Below are 16,188 nucleotides of genomic sequence, written 5' to 3'. Positions count from 1 at the left end.
TTATAAATTTCTTTGATTCTTATTTTGCTTTTACATCGATTACTTTACTTTGTAGTAATTCGCCTTTGTAAGAAACATCGACTTTAAACTTAAGTTTGTCGTCTTTTGTCTTTTTCTTAAACTTGTAAGTTAGGGCACCAGTTGCTGTTACACCGCGACCAGGAGCTGCAACCTTAGTTGATCCTTTCTTAAGTTCAACAAACTTATCCCCTTCTAGTACACTGATTGCAACATCGTAGCTTCCAGGAACAAAGTCACGTAGACCTGTTAGCTTAACTTTTACATCGTGGCTTCTAAACTTACAGTTAAATAGACCTAGCGCACACTTGCGATCCTTAACCTTATCTTCGAAATCAAGGGCAACTTGAACCTCTGGGTTAACCACAACATTTGCATTGAATGTTGCAATCTCAGTGTAGCTTCCACTTAGCTCATCACCTGGGTAAGTTAACTCGATCTTCATTTCGATATCTGAACCTGGACGAGCGTTATTTGCAACTTTCGCTTGGATAACATCTGTTAGCTCAATTTGTGCTTGTGCTGGTAGAACTCTTAAGTTTGTACGAGAGTTTACGATTTCAACATTTGAAGTTGCTGCAACTACCTTTGCACTAATCGCACCGCGATTTGAAGCAAGTTTTCCGAAGTTTACAAGCCCAAGACCTACAGAGAATTTTCCATCTTGAGTTAGACCTTTTGCATCTTCAGTTTTTACACTTGTTTGTGCTGCTTGGTTAAGGCGAACAACAGCGTTACTAGCAAATAGCTTCTTTGCTTGGGCCTTACCAAGAGCAAGCATTTCTTCTTTTGCTGCTTGGATATTTTCATCAAATCCAGCTTCCTCACCATCTGCAACACCATTTTTGAAGGCAACACCTTCTCCTTCTAAGCGAGCTTCAGCAAAGGCAGTCTTGTAAGCTTTGTCGAAACCTTTTTGCGTTTCTGCTTCAAAATTACCAGCGGCAGCTTCATCACGAGAACTCTCAAAGAAGTCCACGTAGCCTGCGAAGTAAGTATCTTTGTGACTAACACTAAATTCAGCTTTATAAGCGGCATCGTAAGAAGCACCACACGCTTTCTTGAACTCATTAACACCTTTGTAAACATCAAAGCAATTTTTGAAGTCTTCATCGATATCGATACGAGTTGGCGCAGTGTAGGCATACTGAGGAAGCGCTTTTGTTTTTGCACTATCATTTTCATATGACTCGATCTCTCTTTGTGTTTTTGCGATCTCTTGATCTACTTTTGAAGTAAATCTTGAACTTAATGATTCAGTAGTCGCTGTGTATTCAGGAGCGACAAAATCAAATCCTTCAAAAGCAGGGGAAACAAATTCTTGTGCCATTGAGAATGCTTTCTCTAAGAAAAGGCTTCCGTTAACACTATTTGATAACATCACTCTATTTGTTGGTTTATTTGAGAAAGTCTCGCTCTTAACTTGCTCATATCCTTTTGGAAATTCTTGTGACTTTGCTAAGCTCTTAGCTTTTGCAACACCAGCTTCATACCCTTTTGCAAAACCTTCATCATAGCTTGCTTGAGAATTAACACCGGCCTCATACCCCTTTGTAAGACCATCTTCTTTTCCATCCACAAGGCCTGCAAGGTAGCCACGTAACTCACCTAGCTTCTTCCCGTTGGCACCTCCAAAGAAACTTGCATCTTCTTGTACATCAGCACTTGCCTTGTACTCACCTGCAGTTGCTCCAGCGGCTTCACCTTGAGATGCTCCAAGAGCTTTTGCATCTCTTTCATATTGAACATAAAGGTTGCTGCGGCCTTGGTAAGCTTGGTACTTATTATTTGTGATATTTTCAAGATCACTTGCAACAGTGTCTGCTCTTGCAAACTCTTGCTCTTTAACTAGCTTATCTTCAAGAAGACGACTTCTTTCAACTTCAAGATCTGCGATACGGTCTTCGTTACTTGCCATCTGTGATCTTTTCGAAGCGATAACACTTGAGTTTTGCATGATTCGTTGTGATGAATCAGCGATGATATTTTGGTTGGCAACAAGTCTTTCACTTCTTGCTTGAGACTGCTCTTCTAACTCTAAGCGAGTTACATGAAGTGAATCAAGACGATCAACAAGTAATTTAATGTCTGACTCAACTACTGATAGTCTTCTTTCATATGAATCACGTTCTGCCACGAGTGCATTTTGAGTATTTCTAAGTGAGCCAACTTCACGGCGCTGACTATCAAACTGATTCTTCTCACGGTTTAGTTCATTTCTAAATTTCTTTAAATCTGAATCAATGAGTGCAACTCTTTGTGATGCTTTTTGCTTTTGATCTTGAAGTGAAGCGATATCACCTTCAAGACGCTTTATATCAGATTTAACTAGGGCAAGCTTAGCTTGTGCCTTATCAAGATCAGACTTGGCCGATGCTTGAGCTGTCTTTGCACTATTTAAACTATTTTGAGCTGCAACTAGTCTTTGCTTTAGCTTTTCAAGCTGAGGTGCCGCTTGTGCGATCTCAGCTTCAACATCTTTAATATCTTGGCGAAGACTTCTAACCTCACCCTTTTTCGTATTTACTTCAGACTCAAGGATAGCAATCTGATTGCTACCACCACTGATTGTACTTTCGGCCTTAGCAATCTTTTTAGCAAGTTGCTCAAGCTCTGTAGTCACTTGAGTTAGGCGTGTTTTTGTTTCTTGGATTTTATCTCTTAAAATTTTACGACGCTCTCTAAGATTTTTGATTTGATTAGCATTGCCACGATCGTTGCGATCACCGGCCATTAGAGTTTTAAGGGCCTCCTCAACTTGTACCATTTCAGCTTCTAGTACCGATCTCTTATTATCAAGATTAGTCTTTTGAGAAGCAAGAGGACCTCTTTGTGATTTAAGTCCATCGATTTGTGACTTTGCACTCTCAAGTTCCCTCTTCGCTTTTTCAAGTTCGCTTGTTTTAGCAGATAATGCTGTTTGAGCAGTACTTAATTGAGACTGTAAATTACTTCTTTTTTGAACTAGTGGCTTAACTGCTTGTTCTTGTTTACTGATCTTATTTTCGATTTGAGTTACTTGCGCTTGTGCTTCACTAACTTCAGAATTTGCCGTTTGAAGTTTTGTGCGAGCATTTACGACTTGTGACTCAAAAGTAGAAACCTTAGAAGTTGCTTGCGCAAGATCTTGTTTCTTTGATTTTATTTCTTCTTGGATTTTTGGGAGTTTGATATTTAAGCGGTCGCGCTCATCTATTGCTTTAGAGATATTTGATTCTAGTGATTTGATCTGATCTCTTGTGCGGTCTAATTTCTTTTGTGCTTTATCGAGTCGATCTCCATTAGTTCTTAGACTTGAGAGAACAGAGTCTAGAGCACGCTTAAGGTTGCGGGCCGTATTGCGAGGGCCTGAAAGATCAGATTCAGTGCGATTAATTTCTCCGTTTACATCGCTTAGAGAGTCAGCAAGTCTTTGAAGTTCTTGTTCTAGGCCTTGGTTTTCAAAGCTTAGCTCTGAAATTGTCGTTTCAAGATTCATATTTTGTGTACTTAAATCAGAAACAAGAAGGATGGCCTCTTCGATCTCTCTTTTTGAGATTGAGATCTCACTTCCATTGGCCTCAAGCCTAGCAACGATTTCAAGGATAAGATCACTGATTTGAGTGGCAGACATTCTAGCAGCATCACTTTGAGACTTAGCTGAGTTGTATGCGGAAAGATAGGTACGGTAATCAATCTCGTCTGGAAGCCCCGATGGAAGTCCCGCATGTGCATTGGCGGCCATGGCCATAACAGCTAATAAAACAACATTTCTCTTCTTTGCTACTTCAGCAATTGATCTCATCATGATTCCCTCTCCTTTTGATCACTTTGATAAGAATTGTTTTATAATTCCCTTTTGAGAATGTTGAGGGCAGTTCAAAAAGAAATTAATTTATCGAGGCAATTGTAAGTTTTTATCAGAATATGACATTGTGATTTGAAATATTTACAGGATCTAAAGGCCAAAAAGGCCCACCTATTTACTAAGTGGGCCCTTTTGACATTACTTTACTTTAACATTGAAAACTTTGGTATGCAGTACGCTCCCCTTATAGAGGACTTCAAATTTAAATTTTAACTCTTTTCCAGAAGCCTTCTCTTTAAATTTGTAAGAAAGTTTTCCTGACTCAATTTTACCTTGCCCAGGAACCCCAAGAGTAAGTACTGATTCTTTTAAATCTATATACTTACCACCTTCTAGAACCTCTAATCTAACATTAAATTCACCAGGGATATTGTCACGTACTCCCTTAAGTTGGAACTTAACATCGTGAGTTTTATACTTACATCCTAGCCAACACTTCCCGTACTCGACAGTTTCATCGAATGAAACCGCATATCTAATGTCAGGATTAGGAAGAACAACAGATTTGAAAGTTGTCACTTCAGTATACTTATCTTTTAAGCTATCACCTGGATAAGTAAGTTCAATATCCATAAGTACTTCGGAACCTGGTTGAGCATTATTTGCAATTTTCGCAAAAATCACATCTTTTAGATCCATTTTAGTTTCTGCTGGAAGATCAATAAGGTTTACCTTCTTATCGAAAACTTCAACGTTATCAGTTGTAGAAATAACCTTTGCAGAGATAGCGCCTTTCTCACTTGCCATCTTTCCGAAGTTTACAAGTCCAAGTCCAACTCCAAAGTTACTATCTTGAGCAAGTCCTCTAGGATCTCCACTTGTTAAAATGGCCCCTCTCGACTTATCAACTCTTACAACAGCTTGTTCTTCAAAAAGAGCGTTTCCTTTCTCTTTTCCTTCCATTGCCATTTGTTCGCGTAGCTCTCCAAGATTTTCCTCTTCAGCTAAAAGTGCTCCATCTTTCTTTCCATTTTCGAAGGCCACGTTCTTACCTTCAACCATCGCATCCCCAAATCCATAACGGTGTCCACGATCAAAACCAATCTTACGAGTATCAGCATGATCGTTAGTTCTCGCTTCTTCTCTGGCATCGACAAAGAGTTGATCGTACTCTTCAAAGTATACCTTTCGATGTGAAGCTAGGAACTCCTGCCCGTAAAGCTCATGATAAGAAGATTCACAAATGGCCCTTAGCTCAGCAACCGCTTTATATACTTTTTGACAACGAAGCTCTGCCTTACCTTCTGCAATCTTAGCTGGCGCTGTATATACATATTCAGCACTTCCTTTGATCTCTTCAATATTACTTGTAAGAGATTCTATTTCAGCTTGGATACGAGTAACTTCTTCCTCATAAGTATCTTTTGAATTTCCAAGATCAAATGGAACATGATCTGAATGAGTATCATCAGATGTGTTCTCATCAAGGCCTGCAAGATATGGCATTTCCACAGCACCCATAAAGAAAGCTTTTTCTTGTACTTTATTAACAAGAACAACATGACTGTCTGGAAGAACTGACATCTTAAGCTCTTTTGCTTGCGTAAACGCAGTGTGAAAGTCTTCTTCCATAGCAATATTTTTGGCATTTTGAAGCCCTATTGCATAACCTTCATTATGTCCTAGGTCGTAATCTTCTTTTGAATTAACACCTTGCTCATAGCCATCAGTCTTCCCTTGCTCAAGTCCTTCTTCAAGACCAACAAGGTAGCTATCTAACTCTCCTACGCTTTGACCATTTAGACCACCGTACTTATTAGCATCAGCTGTTGCATCTGCAGATGCTGTTTCAGAACCAATACTTGCACCATCAGTAATAGCATCAACTTGTCCAAGAACCTTAGACTCACTTACATACTCATTGAATAGGTTTTGACGAGTTTCAAACTTAATTCGAGCATCTTGAGTTTTTTGCTCTAATTCTTCTGCTCTTGCTTCAGAGACAATTAGAGTTTCTTCACTCTTAGTCTTACGCATAAGAAGTTCTGTACTTTCTTTTTCTAGCTTGGCCAAGAAATCCTGACCGGCCTTAAGTTCCGCTTGATTTTCAACGATAGCAGAAGAATTTGTTCTAAGACGAGAACGTGTTGTTATGATTTCATCTGTAAGCTCAGATTTTCTCTTAGTCTTTTCAGAAACAATGATATTTAACTCTTCTGTTCTCTTAGCAGTATCTTCAGACATTTTTTTAGTTTCAAAAATCTTGTCATTAAGACTTGAAATTTTCTTCTGATGTAAGTCACGATTTGATTCAAGAGTCGTCTGATTTCTTGAGATCTTTCCTGAGTTCACTTCAGTTTCAACGAGTTTATTTTGAGTATTTACATGCTCTTCTTTAAGTTCTTTAAGAGACACTTGAGCAACTCTTAGCTTATCCTTTGCAAGAAGCTCTTTCTTTCTAAGATCAGCACCTTCTTCACTAAGTACTTTAATCTCACCATTTAAAACAGTAAGTTTATGCTTCACTTCTTCATAATCATTGATCGATGCACCAAGATCATCTTGAGAACGTTTTAACTCTAACTTAGCTTCTTCTAGAGCAGCTTCGACTTGTTTAAATCGTGGAGCAGTTCTAATAATCCTCTCATCAACAGAGACAAGTAGTGACTCTTGATATCTTAGTTTCTTCTCAGCACTAATATATTGTTTTTCAAGGAACATTAGCTTTAAATCGCCTTCTTTAATCCTGTACTCAACTACTGAAAGTTTCTTTTTAACAGCTTGGAAATCATCATTTAATGCTTTAATTTCACCTTCAACGAGTAACTTTCTAGCTAGTAAATCTTTTCTTTGAGAAGTCTGATCATCACCTAACTGTAGTAAGTCGATTTCGATCTTTTCTAATTCATGTTTTTTAATCGTTTGATCTGCTTCAATTCTTTCAATCTCAGCTTCAAGAGCAGTTGCTTCTTCTTTAACAGTATCCATAATTTCTTGGTACTTAATGAGGGCAACATGAGTTTTAGAATATTCTTTCTTTTCAACACTAAGATTTGCAAGAATTGTATCTCTCTTTCTTAAAAGAGGACGAATATTACTTGTTTGCTCGTTATAGTCGATATTAATTTCTTCGGCCTTAAGTTTTGCTGAACGAAAGATTTCTCTTTTTCGGGCAACAAAATTATCAAGCTTTTCCATTTCTAATTCTAATGGTCTAACTTTTGGTAAAAGAGTATCGAGCTGCTTCTTATTCTTAGAGACTTTACTAAGTACACTACTGTACTCATTCGTTAAGCTCTTCACTTCAACAGACTTATTATCAGTTTGCTTACTTAAAAGAGTAACTCTTGCCTTTAAAGAGATAAGTTGATCTTCATTCTCTTTAGCTAAACGACTATTAGCATCAAGTTGTGCGATTGTTTCTTTTAGAATTGACTGCTCAAGTTCAACACTCTTTTTAAGAGATGTAAGCATGGCCTCATTATTACTAATGATGACTTGACCTTCACTCAGTTCCTTTTTTACAGAAACTAAGAGCTCTTCTACTTGCCCCTGTTCTCTAACTAGCTCATTTAAGTTAACTTCGAGAATTTCGCTTTCCCCGCTTAATTGATCAATCATAGCAGTCGCATCAGCAACGATTTTCTGAGTTAATTCAACATCGTGAGTATTAACTTCAAGAAGCTCAGCGATTTTCATAATTTCAGCTTTAAGCTCTTCTACTTTAAACATCGCTGAATGGCTTTGGGCCTTCGAAGTATCATAAAGCTTCGAATACTTTTGATAATCAATTTCATCAGGTAATGTTGCATGTGAAGCAACGGCCATAAGTGATAAAATAACTAATTTTTTACTAATTCCAATTGTATTCATATTTCTCCCCTTCTTCTAAAAGTTCAAAAGACTAACTTTATGCACAAAAAACCGCCCATTGGTATTACCAACAGTCTCAGTGCATCTAAATTTTGTGAGGAGTATTAAAGCAACTTGAGATTTAATTATAAATTTGAGGATTGAAAAATGCCTGGCCGCAACTTAAGCAGAGACAGGAAAAGACGGCGGCCAGGCTTTTACACACAAGATAAGGACTTTTCAATAACCTCAAATAAACATTATTTTGAGCGAATCACATTGTAAATAGCTCTTGTTAAACTTTACTTTTTCTTTACTTAAATACTTGGCAATTATTTGAAGATTTCCTTATTTTGGAAAAAGACATTTTTCAAAAGATAAAGTCAATCAAGTATGGGTTTTTAATAACCCGAGCAAATTACTCTAGTGAAATCTCCTTTTCTGCCGGTATCTAAACACCTAAATTTATTATATACTTTATAGGTATAGCTATTTTCCAGATAACAATAAAATCTCTACATAAAATGGAAAGGGGGAACAAATGAAAAAGCTTTTTACACTATTACTTTTAGGTTCTGCACTAGTTATGACTTCATGTGGTTCATCATCAAAAACTGATGACACAACTTCTGTAGAATCTGTTGATTACAGCAATGCTTCTCTTGAAGTGAATGGTGACTCAGATTCAGGTAAAGCTGGTGCACTAAGAACTGTTTATTTTGCATTTAATTCATCAGGACTTAGCTCATCAACTAAAGCAACTCTTGAAGCAAACGCTGACTTCCTTAAAGGAAATACTTCTGTTGAAGTACAAGTAGAAGGTCACGCTGATGAAAGAGGTGGACGTGAGTACAACATGGCACTTGGTGAAAACCGTGCACGTGCAATTAAGAACTACCTAGTAGCTCTTGGTGTTGATGCTTCAAGAATCTCTACTACTTCTTACGGTAAAGAAAGACCAATTTCATTTGGTCACAATGAAGATTCTTGGTCACAAAACAGAAGAGGAAACTTCGTAATTATTGCTAAGTAATCTTTAAAAAATGAAAGAATTAAAAAATAAAATCACATTTTTAATTTTACTTCTATCTTTGGGTAGCTGCGGTCTAACGACCGTACGCCCGAAGTTAGAAATGACTTATGCACAGGTTGCTTTCCTTGCGGCCAAGGAAGCTGGCGGACAAACACTCGCCCCTAACCTTTACCGAAAAGCCGAATTCTACTACTTAAAAGCAAAATCAAGCTACAAGAGAAAATTCTTTAACAAAGCTAAGAAGTACGCCATTCTATCTAAGCAATTCTCAGAAAAGGCCGAGTTCAAGGCATATCGTAAGAAAACTCTCGATAGCATTTAATATATCTTATTCGGAGAATTTCTCATGAAGAAACCTTCCCTACTTACAACGATTACATTAACAATTTTAATGGGTGCTTCAATGACATCTTGTAAAACACAAGAACAAATTGAGCGCGAACAAAAGATCAATACGATGTCTGTGCAAATGCAACAGAATCAAAAGCTTAATGCTGATTCACTCTCAAAAGTACAAGAGCTACAAGATAGCGTTCTTCAATTTCAAGGACAACTTGAAGAGTACACAAACGGTAAGGATCAAAAGCTAGAAACAGTTGATCAAAAACTTCTAAAACTAGAAGAACAGAATACTGTCTTAACTGATGAGGTAACAAAGCTTACAGCTAAGATTGAAGAACAAGATAAGTTCATCAAGGAAGTATTAGCACTCCTAAAAAAAAAAGAAACTGAAAGAAAAGAGATAGCGAAAGCAAAAAGTCGCTCACCTTATGATCAGGCCATGTTTCTTTATGGAAAAGGTAAATACAGCGAAGCTCGTCCTATTCTTGAAAAACTCTATAATGAAAATAAAATCAAAGGTAAAAGAAGAGGTCGTATCATTCACAATCTAGGAATGATCTCGTATATCCAAAAAAGAAATGACGATGCTGTCACATACTTTTCAACTCTTTATACATCAATGCCTTCGTCTGCTTACAATGCTAATGGACTAGTTTATTTGGCCAGAACTTTTAAAAGACAAGGCCAAGCCGAACAAGCAGTTGTGACACTTGAGGAGATGCTTAAGTCATTCCCAAAAAGTCGCCACGTCCCTACTGCTAAAAAGTTATTAGCAAGCTACAAAAAATAAGGAATAGCATGAAAAAAATTTTAGGACTCCTAAGCTTAACTTTCGCACTTTCGTGTCAAAGTATTATTGACCTGGATCGCGACAGTGAAGAGTTAAAAATTGAAGGACCAAAATTTTCAATCCTCTTCTCTCACTCAATCTCTGGAGAGACTCACCCATGTGGATGCCGCCAATTTCCATTAGGAGGTCTTCCGCAAGTTGCAGGCTTTATGAGTGATTTTAAAAAGGATCATCAATACCTCTATATTGACACTGGTGATATGCTCTTTCCTTCATCAGTTGTTCCTGGCCATATTGAAAAGTCTCAGAAATTTGCGGCCTTATCACTTGCAAAAGGATTAGATAAACTTGGGCTTAAATACACAATCCCAGGAGATCAGGATCTAGCTGCTGGACTTGATTTCTACAAAGAAGTACTTTCACAAGTAAGTTTTAAAGTTCTCGTTTCAAACCTTGCTGATAAGAAGTCCCTACCCCACCAAGAATATGCAAAGATTCAATTTGGAAAGAGCACAATCTTTCTAACAGGAATCGTGGCGGCCGGAAGCTTGCAATCAGAGTTTAGAGATCTATTTATCAATCCAGTTAAAAACTTTAAAAATACATTAACAACGCTAAAAGAAGCTGGCTTTGATGATAAGAATCCACTCCATAAACTAGTTCTCATGTCCCATGCTGGACTTGATTACGATAAGAAATTTGCTGAAACATACCCGATGATCGATTGGATAATTGGTTCACACTCACAAAGTTTTACAAATTACTCTATTGACGTTGGTACAACACAAATCGTTCAAGTTCTCTCAAAGAACCACTATATCGGAGAAGTCGCCTTCTCTGCAGGGACTGAAAAAATTGAAAAAGAATTCTCTTACCATGAAATGCGTGAGCAGTTAGGAGAGAGGATTCCAAATAACCCTTTTACAAGCTATATCAATAATCACAAACAAGAGCTTGATAGCATTCGCGATAAAGAACAAAAAAGCCTAAGCTTTGCTGATAGCGGTATTAAAAAGCTTGCCGATACAAAAAGCTGTCTTGAGTGTCACTCAGATCAAGGTGATCACTGGGCCAAGACACCTCACGCGATTTCTTTTGGAACTCTTATGATTGCCAAAGAAGAGAATAAAACGAGCTGTATGCAGTGTCACTCTCTTGGAATGAATGAAGAAGGTGGCTATATCAACCACAACGATATCGTGCACTTTAAAGATTTAAAAACAAGTGATGCCAAATTTAATGCTCACAAACAAAAGTACTGGCAGGATGTATCAAAGGCCTTTAGTGGTGTTACTTCTGTTCGTAAACTCGATGCTAAGAAAGTTAAATCAATTCGCGTTGCATGGGATAAGGCCAATGAGAAACACAATGTGGAGCACTCATTTGCTAATGTTCAGTGTCTAAACTGCCACTCGATGGTAACAGATCACCCATTTGCCATTGAAGATGAGACACAAAAAAAGGCCCATACAAAAGCGGCCATTAAGAATAAATGTCTTGGTTGTCACACTAGTGACCAATCACCAGAGTGGTATAAGAAAGATCGCGATGGAATTTATTCTGGAATAAATGACGAGTACTTCGATAAAATGTATCAAAAAATGACACACTAAAAATACGACGGGGACTTCAGTTTCTTACTGATAGTCCCCTTTTCTTAGCTTCTTCTCAACATCTTTTTTCTGCTGATCAGATCTCTTATCATGAAGCTTCTTCCCTTTTGCAAGAGCAATTTCAAGCTTAACACGTGAGCCTTTAAAATAGATGATCGTTGGAACAATCGTAAGCCTTTCGGCCTTCACACGGTGAGCGATTTCAGCAATTTCCTTCTCATTTAAAAGAAGTTTTCTCTTTCTCGCCTCTTCGTGATTGAATTGATTTCCAAATTCGTATTCAGGGATTTTGATATTATTGGCCCAAACTTCGCCGTTCTTATCAATTGTAATATGGGACTCACCAATTGAGACTTTTCCAGCGCGCAAAGACTTAACCTCAGTTCCCACTAACATCATTCCTGCTTCGTAAAGTTCAAGTATTTGATAGTCGAACTTTGCTCTTTTATTTTTGGCGATTATTTTCTTTCCCATTATTTACTCATTTAGATACTTATATAAATTTTGAAGGTCCTCTAATTTTAGCGCTTCTGCTCTAACTGTCAAAGGCTGATTGATTTTGGCCAGGGCCTCGGCAATCTTATCTGCTGGAGCATAGGTTTTAAGAACTTTTCCAAGCTGTTTTCTCTTAAATTGAAAGACAGCTCTTAAGAATTTCTCAAATTTACTAAATTCAGACAGAGGAATCACTGGACTCTCCAGGCGCTCAAAGCTAATTACAGCTGAGTCAACCTTTGGCGGAGGTGTAAAGGCACCTGGAGGCGCTTTTACAAGCAAAGATGTCTTAAAATATGTTTGTGACAGGGCCATTAAAGACCCCATGAAATTCTTCTTTGAAGCAAAGGCAAAAACCTTATCAGCAACTTCTTTTTGAAACATCAGCGTCATATACTTAATCGCTGGTGTTTGTAGAAATTTTAAAAGAAGTGGTGTCGAGATATTATATGGTAGGTTTGAAACCAGCCATAACTCGTCACTAATATTCTTATCGCTAATAAATTGATCAAAATCTAGCGCAAGGGCATCTGTGAAAAGAATATTTTCTTCTTTAACGATTGGTCCAAGATATTCGATCATACGAGTATCCATTTCAACAACGTTAAGATTGCCATCATGAGCAGCAAGATGCTTTGTTAGGATTCCAGGACCAGGTCCAACTTCGATGATATTCTTTGCAACATCTGCATAATCATCTGTAATTTTAGTAATAATATTTTGATTATTTAAAAAGTGCTGACCGAGTTCTTTATTGGCCCAAGGTAGTTTTGATTTTGATTCTTCCATGATTAGGCCTTCCTATGTTCTTTCTTATTAATAAATCGTGATCTGGCATCGATACTCAGTGTATCAGGATACTGGATACGACTATTATAGTTTCTAAAAGCATAATTAGCGATCATTGCACCATTGTCGGTACAAAATTTCGGCTGTACAAAATGTACCTGCTTATACTTTTCTTGCAACACTTTTCTAAGATAGCTATTACAAGCAACTCCACCACCAACAACAATTGGAAGATTATTAAATCCCTTCTCTTTTGCAGCTTCAAGTGCATAACGTAGCTTAAGTTTAAGAGCTGAAACGATAGCATGCTGATAAGAAGCACAAATATCTTTTGTATCTTGATTAATATCTTCTGGCGACTTTACAAGATACTGAGGATTCTTATCGAGGAAGGTTCTTAAAGATGTCTTCACACCAGAGAAGCTTAAGTTACAATCTTTTGATGTCTTAAGCCCAATTGGAAACTCAAAGCGATTAATATCACCTTCTTTTGCAAGATCATCAATAATGCGACCAGCAGGATAGCCTAGCCCCATTAGCTTTCCACCTTTGTCATATGCTTCACCAGCGGCGTCATCAATTGTTGAGCCAAGAACTTCAATCTCATCACTTGCGCTCACAAGTGTGTAGAGGCTGTGGCCTCCACTTACGAGAAGTCCTAAGTATGGATATGAGACTTTTTCTGTTAAGTGGATTGCTTCCAGGTGAGCAAAGAGATGGTTTACTGCAAAGAGATCAACTTTCTTTAAAAGAGAAATTGTCTTAGCAGCATTAAGTCCTGTAAGTAATGGCCCTAGCAGTCCAGGGAAAGTCGTCACACCAACAAGATCAATATCAGAAAGGTTTACACCGGCCTTACCAATTGTTTGCTTGATAAGAGGTGCTAATTTTTCAAGATGATTTCGAGAGGCAATTTCTGGAACAACTCCACCCCATTGGGCGAGCATTTGTTCTTGAGAAAATAGCTCAAAGGCCAACACCTCAGGCACTTCACCTTGAGAAATCTTATCAGGATCTCCCTTTAGAACTGCTACTGATGTATCATCACAACTTGTTTCAATACCTAAAATATATTTAGTGGCCACGAAATATTCCGTTCTTACGATTAAATAATAAGATGCACCCTATCATTATTTTAAGATTTTATCGACAATTTTGATGATTTTTTCAAAGTGATCGCGCCCGAAATTATCCGCTAAGTACTGATAAATAGTACGGCTTTCGTCGAGATTGTAGTTTCGAAGCTCAATTTGCTTAGCAAGTTCATGGGCAACAATAAAGACGGCCGTTAGTGGCTTAATCTGATTCGCATAAAGTCCACGAGGAAATCCGGACCCATCTGGCCTTTCATGGTGGTTAATCAGAATCTCATACATATTCTGATCTGCCAGCCCTTCCTTCTCAAGCATCTCACTAATTAAGCGCCCGTGCCCAAGGACAAGGTTCTTATCATAATCTGTAAGCTCGGCCTTAAGTAGTTCTTCTTGTGACGAAATACGAGCAAGGGCCTCATCTTCAAGTAGAAGATCATGAAAGACAGCTGTTCGAATAAGAGTTTCAATATTATCTTTCTTCCCCCACTCTAGTTGCTTTGAAATTTCAACGGCAAAGAGGCTTGTTAGATAACAATGATCGTAGAGATAATTTGTCATATTCTCGCGCTCTTTTAAAAGGTTTCGAAGTTTTGGACTTCCCTGCGCAAGTTTTGAAATATTTGAAACATAGCTATCAACAACAGTAGAGGTTCCTGTGCTAATTCCATAGCGGCCAACGAGGCGCTTTAGAGTCATCATGGACTTTTGAGCTATATCAAGATGCTCTGCTGGAGTTGAGGGATCATACTTTAAAAATGAAACCTCTCCTGCTTTCTTAACGTACTCATCGATATCGTCTTTGTTGATATAGAGGTAGTTTATATCGCGATCAAGATAGCTCTCAATTTGTGAAATCGTAAATGTGTCTCCGCGGTGAATAACCTTTACGAATTTAGAGTCACTAAGCTTTACGTATGTATCACAAATGGCCAGAGTTCCTCTTAAGAAGTACTCTGTATTAATTTTCTTATATGCACTACTTGATTGAACAAAAGTAGAAACACCACCTAATTGAGTTAGAAGCTTTTCAAATTTAACAAATGAAAATGGCTTTGGTAGATGTTCTCTTTTCTTATGATAAGTTACATCTCTTTCAAAGTTAACAAACTCTGCTTCAGTGTATGAAGTAATGACAAGAGATGGGATATTACAATCAATTGAATCATAGAATGAGAAGATATCATCATCACCTTCTCTAAAATAGTCTGTGACAATTAATTTATAATCTTTTGATGATTGAAGCTTTAATTTTAATTCGCGAAAGTTTGAAACACGAATGACGTTTACACCTTGAAATGCATTTTCAATACCCAAGACATAAATATCACTTAGTTCAAAATCTGGTTCGGCCACTAGTACGTTAAAGCTCATAGGAGTTATTTTAACACTTCCATGTTTATAAACTAGAAGGAACTTTGTGCTTTAACGAACCCAGTATAGGACCATGGCAATATAGCAGGCCAGAAAAACTCCACCAGCGATGCGGTAAAAGGCCCTTTTTGCAAAACAGATTGCTAGTAAAAATAGTGAAGCAAATAGTAGAGCGGACATCTCCGGTATAAAGTTTTCCGCAATCTTGATTTTATAGAACACTAAACTACCTAAAACAAAAGCCGCATTGAAAATATTTGAACCGATAATATTTCCTGTAATGATATCCGAGTTCTTTCCCTTACGACTTGTCATGATTGCCGTAACCAGTTCAGGGAATGAAGTACCAAAGGCAACGAAAATTGCCGAAATAACATAATTTGAAATTCCAAACTCAAGAGCAACAGCTGTTCCACTTTTAACCAGTAACTCTCCCCCTCCATATAAAAGGGCAAAGCCAGCAAAAAGGTGAATGATTTCTTTTGGCCCTATTTTCTCATCCATGTGATGAGGCTGTTCTTGATTACCTAGGTGAGCACGCTCTTTTTTCATCGAAGCAAATGTGTCCCATAGATAGAAAAGCATAAAACCAATTAGTAGAGCACTTCCCCACCAGTAGATTTGATCTTGTAGAAGAACGATCCCAAGAATTACTGTAAGTGCTAGGTGTAGAAGAAGTTGTTTCTTGATTTCTGTTCCAGAGATGAAAAGACGTCCCATTAATCCAGATACACCAAGAATTAGAAAAAGGTTGGCAATATTAGAGCCGACAATATTTCCCAGAGCAATTCCCGGCTCACCGCGATAACTTGCAAGTTGAGAAACGAAGAATTCCGGAAGCGAAGTCCCAAAGCCCACAATTAATAAACCGATAACAAGTGGTGATAACCCTAGAGCAAGTCCAATCTTTTCAGCTGACTCCAGAGCGAACTCTGCACCATAGTAAAGCATAACAATAGCAAGAATTAATAACACAACTTGTAAAACCATATTTTATTTCCAAT

General features: G+C 37.7%; 11 protein-coding genes. 4 read left to right on the top strand and 7 right to left on the bottom strand.

What is annotated here, in order from left to right; all coding sequences use genetic code 11:
* Positions 1 to 19: 19 nt before the first annotated feature.
* Both ABMA70_RS12865 and ABMA70_RS12860 read right to left on the bottom strand, forming a co-directional pair.
* Positions 20 to 3,805, bottom strand: coding sequence for a hypothetical protein (locus ABMA70_RS12865; RefSeq protein WP_392993037.1), 3,786 nt, complete (start codon positions 3,803 to 3,805; stop codon positions 20 to 22).
* A gap of 198 nt (positions 3,806 to 4,003) precedes the next feature.
* On the bottom strand, positions 4,004 to 7,678 hold the full coding sequence (locus ABMA70_RS12860; protein WP_392993038.1) for a hypothetical protein: 3,675 nt from the start codon (positions 7,676 to 7,678) through the stop codon (positions 4,004 to 4,006).
* A 520-nt stretch (positions 7,679 to 8,198) separates the two neighbouring features.
* Between ABMA70_RS12860 and pal the strand changes: the two genes are divergently transcribed.
* The 4 genes from pal to ABMA70_RS12840 are packed head-to-tail and all read left to right on the top strand — an operon-like array spanning position 8,199 to position 11,435.
* On the top strand, positions 8,199 to 8,690 hold the full coding sequence (gene pal, locus ABMA70_RS12855) for a peptidoglycan-associated lipoprotein Pal (protein ID WP_103219240.1): 492 nt from the start codon (positions 8,199 to 8,201) through the stop codon (positions 8,688 to 8,690).
* Positions 8,691 to 8,700: 10 nt separating this feature from the next.
* Positions 8,701 to 9,012 (top strand): DUF4398 domain-containing protein, encoded by a 312-nt coding sequence (locus tag ABMA70_RS12850; RefSeq protein ID WP_103219239.1) that lies wholly within the window; start codon positions 8,701 to 8,703, stop codon positions 9,010 to 9,012.
* Positions 9,013 to 9,036: 24 nt separating this feature from the next.
* Positions 9,037 to 9,822 (top strand): tol-pal system YbgF family protein, encoded by a 786-nt coding sequence (locus ABMA70_RS12845; RefSeq protein WP_103219238.1) that lies wholly within the window; start codon positions 9,037 to 9,039, stop codon positions 9,820 to 9,822.
* An 8-nt stretch (positions 9,823 to 9,830) separates the two neighbouring features.
* Entirely contained in the window at positions 9,831 to 11,435 is a 1,605-nt protein-coding gene (locus ABMA70_RS12840; protein WP_392993043.1) for a multiheme c-type cytochrome, read from the top strand.
* A gap of 24 nt (positions 11,436 to 11,459) precedes the next feature.
* On the opposite strand, the gene smpB is transcribed toward ABMA70_RS12840, so the two are convergent.
* Genes smpB through ABMA70_RS12815 form a run of 5 tightly spaced genes read right to left on the bottom strand, consistent with a single transcriptional unit; the run spans position 11,460 to position 16,174 of the window.
* Positions 11,460 to 11,909: an SsrA-binding protein SmpB gene (gene smpB, locus ABMA70_RS12835; protein ID WP_103219236.1), complete on the bottom strand. Its 450-nt coding sequence runs from the start codon at positions 11,907 to 11,909 to the stop codon at positions 11,460 to 11,462.
* Positions 11,910 to 11,912: 3 nt separating this feature from the next.
* On the bottom strand, positions 11,913 to 12,719 hold the full coding sequence (gene rsmA, locus ABMA70_RS12830) for a 16S rRNA (adenine(1518)-N(6)/adenine(1519)-N(6))-dimethyltransferase RsmA (protein ID WP_392993045.1): 807 nt from the start codon (positions 12,717 to 12,719) through the stop codon (positions 11,913 to 11,915).
* 2 nt (positions 12,720 to 12,721) lie between these two features.
* Positions 12,722 to 13,804, bottom strand: coding sequence for a tRNA (adenosine(37)-N6)-threonylcarbamoyltransferase complex transferase subunit TsaD (tsaD, locus tag ABMA70_RS12825; protein ID WP_158246953.1), 1,083 nt, complete (start codon positions 13,802 to 13,804; stop codon positions 12,722 to 12,724).
* A 45-nt stretch (positions 13,805 to 13,849) separates the two neighbouring features.
* Complete coding sequence (locus ABMA70_RS12820) at positions 13,850 to 15,184, bottom strand: HD domain-containing phosphohydrolase (RefSeq protein ID WP_392993047.1); 1,335 nt, start codon at positions 15,182 to 15,184, stop codon at positions 13,850 to 13,852.
* A gap of 51 nt (positions 15,185 to 15,235) precedes the next feature.
* Positions 15,236 to 16,174, bottom strand: coding sequence for a calcium/sodium antiporter (locus ABMA70_RS12815; RefSeq protein ID WP_103219232.1), 939 nt, complete (start codon positions 16,172 to 16,174; stop codon positions 15,236 to 15,238).
* Positions 16,175 to 16,188 lie beyond the last annotated feature (14 nt).

It is taken from the genome of Halobacteriovorax sp. XZX-3 (assembly GCF_043196495.1).
Classification (GTDB): Bacteria; Bdellovibrionota; Bacteriovoracia; order Bacteriovoracales; family Bacteriovoracaceae; genus Halobacteriovorax_A.
This window is presented reverse-complemented; position numbering and strand designations above follow the sequence as displayed.

Coding starts and splice junctions, on each gene's coding strand:
- ABMA70_RS12865 (WP_392993037.1), bottom strand. CDS start 3,805: ATGATGAGATCAATTGCTGAAGTAGCAAAGAAGAGAAATGTTGTTTTA.
- ABMA70_RS12860 (WP_392993038.1), bottom strand. CDS start 7,678: ATGAATACAATTGGAATTAGTAAAAAATTAGTTATTTTATCACTTATG.
- pal (WP_103219240.1), top strand. CDS start 8,199: ATGAAAAAGCTTTTTACACTATTACTTTTAGGTTCTGCACTAGTTATG.
- ABMA70_RS12850 (WP_103219239.1), top strand. CDS start 8,701: ATGAAAGAATTAAAAAATAAAATCACATTTTTAATTTTACTTCTATCT.
- ABMA70_RS12845 (WP_103219238.1), top strand. CDS start 9,037: ATGAAGAAACCTTCCCTACTTACAACGATTACATTAACAATTTTAATG.
- ABMA70_RS12840 (WP_392993043.1), top strand. CDS start 9,831: ATGAAAAAAATTTTAGGACTCCTAAGCTTAACTTTCGCACTTTCGTGT.
- smpB (WP_103219236.1), bottom strand. CDS start 11,909: ATGGGAAAGAAAATAATCGCCAAAAATAAAAGAGCAAAGTTCGACTAT.
- rsmA (WP_392993045.1), bottom strand. CDS start 12,719: ATGGAAGAATCAAAATCAAAACTACCTTGGGCCAATAAAGAACTCGGT.
- ABMA70_RS12820 (WP_392993047.1), bottom strand. CDS start 15,184: ATGAGCTTTAACGTACTAGTGGCCGAACCAGATTTTGAACTAAGTGAT.
- ABMA70_RS12815 (WP_103219232.1), bottom strand. CDS start 16,174: ATGGTTTTACAAGTTGTGTTATTAATTCTTGCTATTGTTATGCTTTAC.